Source organism: Nitrobacter sp. 62-13, from assembly GCF_001896955.1.
Classification (GTDB): domain Bacteria; phylum Pseudomonadota; class Alphaproteobacteria; order Rhizobiales; family Xanthobacteraceae; genus Nitrobacter.
This window is the reverse complement of sequence record NZ_MKRN01000148.1, coordinates 1-5,008: the sequence shown is the minus strand read 5'-3', so window position 1 is coordinate 5,008 and position 5,008 is coordinate 1. Positions and strand designations below refer to the sequence as shown.

General features: G+C 62.3%; 10 protein-coding genes and 1 pseudogene. 10 read left to right on the top strand and 1 reads right to left on the bottom strand.

The window, feature by feature from the left end:
* Positions 1-6 precede the first annotated feature (6 nt).
* The 8 genes and pseudogenes from BGN91_RS10625 to BGN91_RS10590 all read left to right on the top strand — a co-directional run bounded on the left by BGN91_RS10625 (position 7) and on the right by BGN91_RS10590 (position 2,405).
* Positions 7-141: an Imm1 family immunity protein gene (locus BGN91_RS10625; protein WP_366408470.1), complete on the top strand. Its 135-nt coding sequence runs from the start codon at positions 7-9 to the stop codon at positions 139-141.
* Positions 142-155: 14 nt separating this feature from the next.
* Positions 156-554 (top strand): annotated as a pseudogene (locus BGN91_RS10620) (HK97 family phage prohead protease); the annotation flags it as partial.
* Positions 554-676 carry a hypothetical protein gene (locus BGN91_RS10615; RefSeq protein WP_292612929.1) on the top strand — a complete coding sequence of 41 codons (123 nt, stop codon included), beginning with the start codon at positions 554-556 and terminating at the stop codon, positions 674-676. The pseudogene BGN91_RS10620 and the gene BGN91_RS10615, both read left to right, overlap by 1 nt.
* Complete coding sequence (locus BGN91_RS10610; RefSeq protein WP_292612928.1) at positions 673-1,218, top strand: RNase A-like domain-containing protein; 546 nt, start codon at positions 673-675, stop codon at positions 1,216-1,218. Before BGN91_RS10615 ends, BGN91_RS10610 begins: the two co-directional genes overlap by 4 nt.
* 8 nt (positions 1,219-1,226) lie before the next feature.
* Complete coding sequence (locus BGN91_RS10605; protein ID WP_292612927.1) at positions 1,227-1,457, top strand: hypothetical protein; 231 nt, start codon at positions 1,227-1,229, stop codon at positions 1,455-1,457.
* A 69-nt stretch (positions 1,458-1,526) separates the two neighbouring features.
* Positions 1,527-1,760: a hypothetical protein gene (locus tag BGN91_RS10600; protein WP_292612926.1), complete on the top strand. Its 234-nt coding sequence runs from the start codon at positions 1,527-1,529 to the stop codon at positions 1,758-1,760.
* A 66-nt stretch (positions 1,761-1,826) separates the two neighbouring features.
* A complete protein-coding gene (locus tag BGN91_RS10595; protein WP_292612924.1) occupies positions 1,827-2,096 on the top strand; it encodes a hypothetical protein in 270 nt (89 codons plus the stop codon).
* A gap of 78 nt (positions 2,097-2,174) precedes the next feature.
* Entirely contained in the window at positions 2,175-2,405 is a 231-nt protein-coding gene (locus BGN91_RS10590; RefSeq protein WP_292612923.1) for a hypothetical protein, read from the top strand.
* Positions 2,406-2,490: 85 nt separating this feature from the next.
* Here the strand turns inward: BGN91_RS10590 and BGN91_RS10585 are convergent, their stop codons facing one another.
* Positions 2,491-2,817 (bottom strand): hypothetical protein, encoded by a 327-nt coding sequence (locus tag BGN91_RS10585; RefSeq protein ID WP_292612921.1) that lies wholly within the window; start codon positions 2,815-2,817, stop codon positions 2,491-2,493.
* 69 nt (positions 2,818-2,886) lie between these two features.
* Here BGN91_RS10585 and BGN91_RS10580 point away from each other — a divergent pair, with 69 nt between their 5' ends.
* Both BGN91_RS10580 and BGN91_RS10575 read left to right on the top strand, forming a co-directional pair.
* Entirely contained in the window at positions 2,887-4,140 is a 1,254-nt protein-coding gene (locus tag BGN91_RS10580) for a phage major capsid protein (RefSeq protein ID WP_292612919.1), read from the top strand.
* A 214-nt stretch (positions 4,141-4,354) separates the two neighbouring features.
* On the top strand, positions 4,355-5,008 hold a 654-nt coding region (locus tag BGN91_RS10575; RefSeq protein WP_292612918.1), incomplete at its 3' end, for a hypothetical protein.

Below are 5,008 nucleotides of genomic sequence, written 5' to 3'. Positions count from 1 at the left end.
TTGTCGGTGGGGCTGTTCGTGCCGTTCCCTGTTGCATGGAAAGCGGTGAAGGAATTCATCGAGACCGACGGTGAGCTGCCGACCAGCATCGAATGGGTCGCAAACAGCGATCTGTCGCCGGAGACGTTTCCCGATCCATAGTTGAGTCCTGATAGCTGATCCCCGACGTGACGCGGGCGCGCGAGTTGCTGGCGCTGGTCGAGGCCGGCGCGGTCGACGGGCTGTCGATCGGCTATCGCACCGTGCGCGGCCGGATCGAGCCGCAAACGCGCGTGCGGAAACTCTATCAGGTCGACCGGTGGGAAATTTCCATCGTCACCTTCCCGCTATTGGCGGGAGCGCGTGTCCGCGCGGTGAAGCAGGCGACGCCCCCGTCGCCGCGCTCGCGCGTGTGGACACAGGCCGAGCGCGGCCGGCGGAGCATGACGGAGGCCGCGGATGAACCGGCGTCGCGGCTCCGCCCGCGCCCGGTGGTGGCATCGCTGCGCGGCAGGGAAGGACGGCGCGTGGCGCTGCAAGGCGCGGCGCGCGCGCAGATGGCGGGAGCACGCTGATGGCAAGTCATGAAAGCGTATTCGAAGCCGCGCAGCGCGCGCGCTGGATGCGGCCCGATGCCTGCAGATGGATCCGGCCGGACGCCGCGCGATTTCTCGCTCCCGGCACCGATCTTCGGTGAGGTCTATCCGGCGCTTCAAGTTCAACCCGGACCAGCCGCGTGTCCCCGCCGGCAACCCGGACGGCGGACAGTGGACGGATGGCGGCGGTCGTCTCGAGCAGATTCAGCAACGGCCGAACAACCGACCCATTGACCTGCTGGAAGAGCGCGATCTTGGCGGCCACGCGATCGAAAGGCATGTCGGACGGAGCGAGGCGTCTCTTTTGAATGGGGTTAACAGTGCCGCCAGTTACGCTCGCCGGAACGGTTGGGCGGACGGTTTGAGTGAAAGCTCCTTTCCCTCGCTGGAAGCGGCGAACAAGCTGGTCAATTCGACGGTTGCGCGAAATCCGGACAAGGTTGATAAAGTCGTCAACGGACTCTCAGGGAGGGAGAATCTTGACGCTGTATTCGGCTCGCCGACCGGAACCGAGGCCTATGCGGCGACCGAGCGATCGCAGCCTTATATCAGGGAGACTTATGGCGTCCGGGTCGTGATCGTGCCTGATAGGAGGAGTACGAAAGGGTATCGGGTCGAAACGGCATTTCCCAAGAATGAATAGAGCAGACCATGGCAAAGTATAAAATCCAAGCCTACGTCGAGGGCGTTGAGGCATATCTGTCGTGGCCTGACGAGCGCGAATACTGGCTGGTACGGAAGTTTCTTGGAGAGCTCGACGGTCTGGAATCGCAGCGCCGGCAGGATCCCAGCCATATCGAATGGTATGATCTGACCCAGGAGCAGCTCGACAAGCTGATGGAATTCAGCAAGGAGCTGCGCGCGAAACGCAAGGGCCGGTAGATGCGGCGTTCGCCCAGCTGGTTTCGATAGAGTATTCCCGACCAACCCTGATCGCAGGCGATAAAAGCCATGACATCCCAATATCGCGTCGAGATTTATTGTGCTCACAGTGGTGTGCGCATGGAGCTTCCATGGGGGAACGAGGAGCAGTTCAAGGATGGAGTCGCGTTTTTGCGCCGTACGGTGGGCGAACCGGTTCACAATGCAAAGAATAAGCCGGACTCATACTATCTCGAAACCGAGGATCAGTTCGTGGCCCTGATGGAGTTCAGAAGCGCGCAGGGAGTGAAGCGACCGGACTAGATGTGGTCTTGCAAGAGATTTCCGGCCTTTCCCAGAAACGAACCTAGCAAATAGCAAGGAGAGGTCATGGTGGTTCCGAAAGAGTTCGACCACGTGGTCGAATGCTTCTATCAGGGCAGCAGCGCGGAAGTCTCCACGATGGAAGAGTGGGTTGCGCTGGCCCTGGGATATTCGAACAAGCAGGATCAAGCGGTCGCCAAGCGCTTCCTGCAGGAATTGCTCGCGCAAAACCCTACGGACGCCGAGTTGGAGCGGATATGGAACGATGCCGAGCCCGGCTATTACTTTGACAACATACGCGGGGTGCTGACGCTGATCCGGGACGCGATCGATTAGGAGAAACGGAAAGAGGATATTGACGCCGTATTCGGCTCGCCGATCGGGAGCATTTCCCCGGAATGAATAGAGCAGACCATGGCAAAGTATAAAATCCAGGTCTACGTCGAGGGCGTTGAGGCATATCTGTCGTGGCCTGACGAGCGCGAATACTGGCTGGTACGGAAGTTCCTTGGAGAACTCGACGGTCTGGAATGGCAGCGCCGGCAGGATTCCAGCCATATCGAATGGTATGACCTGACCCAAGAGCAACTCGACAAGCTGATGGAATTCAGCAAGGAGCTGCGCGAGAAGCGCAAGGGCCGGTAGGCACGCGTTCACCCGGCCGATGTCGATACGGCATTCCCGACCAGCCTGCGCAGGGAGTGAAGCGACCGAACCAGGTCGTGTTGCGTCACCGCTTGAACGCGAGGGCTAGCGAAAGGCCGGCGATGACGCCCGCGCAGATTGCCGCGCCGCCGGCGGCCATGCCCCAGTTCAGGAAATAAAACGAGATCGACAACAGCGATTTTTCGGTGCTGGCGCCCAGCATCACGAAGGAAATCGCGAACGCCGCCAGCAGCACTGCGCAGACGCCGATCCAGAACCGGGCCGGGCCGCGCCGCGACGGTACCATCGCATACCACGCGCTGGCTGCGGCGGCGACGGCGAGAGTGATCCAGACAAAGATCAGAAAGCGCATGGTTTTCGCCTCGACGGTGCTCTCGTTGCGGGCAGCCATTCTAACGCAGTGTCGCTCATAAGTCTTGGGCGGCAAAGCCATGAACCACCACCACCGAGGAGAATGTGAATGGACTTCGATATCACCGACACCGCACCGGAGTACAAATCCGGCGTCGCCGTCCGCGGCGACTATGACGACTTCCGCGTCACCTTCGAGGAATTCAAGGCGGCCAATGACGAGCGCCTGGCGCGGCTGGAGAAGAAGCGTGGCGACGTGCTGCTGGAGGAAAAGGTCGACCGCATCAATGCCGCGCTCGATGCGCAGCACAAGCGCATGGACGAACTGGCGCTGAAGCACGCCCGTCCGGCGCTCGAAGGCCGCGGCCGCATCGCTTCCGACGCGACGTCCCGCGAGCACAAGAGCGCGTTCGAAGCCTATGTGCGCGGCGGCGAGGCGGGCGCCTTGCGCGACCTCGAGACCAAGGCGATGTCGGTCGGCTCCAATCCCGACGGCGGCTATCTGGTGCCGGTCGAACTGGAGCAGACCATCGGCGAGCGGCTGGCGGCGATCTCGCCGATCCGCGCGCTCGCATCGGTGCGCACCATCTCGGGCAACGTCTACAAGAAGCCGTTCATGACGGCGGGGCCCGCCACCGGCTGGGTCGGCGAGACCGACTCGCGCACGCAAACCACATCGCCGACGCTCGACGCCCTGAGCTTCCCGGCGATGGAGCTTTACGCCATGCCGGCTGCGACCGCGACGTTGCTCGATGACAGCGCCGTCAATATCGACGAGTGGATCGCACAGGAGGTCGAACTGACCTTCGCGGTGCAGGAAGGAGCGGCCTTCGTCAACGGCGACGGCACCAACAAGCCGAAGGGCTTTCTGCAATCCGACACCGTGGCCAACGGTTCATGGGTGTGGGGCAAGCTCGGCTATGTCCCCAGCGGTCTCGCCGGCGGGTTCACGGCGTCGAACCCCTCCGATGCGCTGGTCGACCTGGTGTACGCGTTAAAGGCCGGCTATCGCCAGAACGCCGCCTTCGTGATGAACCGCAAGACGCAGGCCGCGATCCGCAAGTTCAAGGATACCGGCGGATCTTATCTGTGGCAGCCGCCGGCGCTGGCGGGCGGGCGCGCCTCGCTGATGACGTTCCCGCTGGTCGAGGCCGAGGACATGCCTGATGTAACGGCGGACTCGCTGTCCATCGCATTCGGCGATTTCCGCCGTGGCTATCTGGTGGTGGACCGCGCGGGCGTGCGCGTGCTGCGCGATCCGTATTCGGCCAAGCCTTACGTGCTGTTCTATACCACGAAGCGCGTCGGCGGTGGCGTGCAGGACTTCGACGCCATCAAGCTGATGAAGTTCGCGGCGAGCTGAGCTAGCCGAGTGTCATGTCCGGACAAAAGGCGTGAAGCGGCTTTCGCACTAGATGATCCGGTCAACCATCCTTCAAAGAAGGACGGATGCGCGGTGTCGCGGGAGTGGAGACGGCGCTTCGCGCCCATCGCCGCGCATGACGGAAATTCAACGGCGCGCCGTTCCGGCGCGCTGTTTCGTTTTCGAGCACGTGTCGTCTCTCGAGGATATTCCGATGCCATCGCATCACGACGCCTGGCTGCGCCATCAGCAATCGCGATGGCTGCGGCCGGATGCGGCCCGCTGGGTTCGTCCCGACGCCGCGCGGTTTCTTCCGCCCGGCGTAGATGTCGCCAAAGCCTTTCCCGCGCTGGCGCGCAAATACAGCCCGGACCAGCCGCGCGTGCCGGCCGGAAGTCCGGATGGCGGCCAGTGGACGGATGGCGGCGTAGGGGGAGGCAGTCTCGGTCTCTTTCAGATCACGCCGCGCGACAACACCGTTGATGGGGTTCAACTCGCGGGCGAGCCGCCGCCGGGCATGGGTCACAACCAGGGCCCACCGCTGGACGAGCCGCCGGAGATTCCGAAGCAGCGGCCAACAACCAGCGTCGAAAGAACGAAATATCTTCGCGCGGCGGCAGGCTGGCTGGCGAGAAACAGCGGGCCGGCCGCAGTTGCCTATGTCGGCATGATGAATAATGTAGAATGGCTCAAAGACTATCACGCCCTCATTCAGGCTGCGCGCGACGAGCCGAAAACGTTAGAAGAGTTGCAGCAGGGTGTCGGTCAGTCTCGGCCAGATTACGACGATCATCACATCGTCGAGCAGACTTGGGCCGAACGGTTTGGCTTTGTGCGTAGTGAAATCGATGATCCGTCCAATATTGTC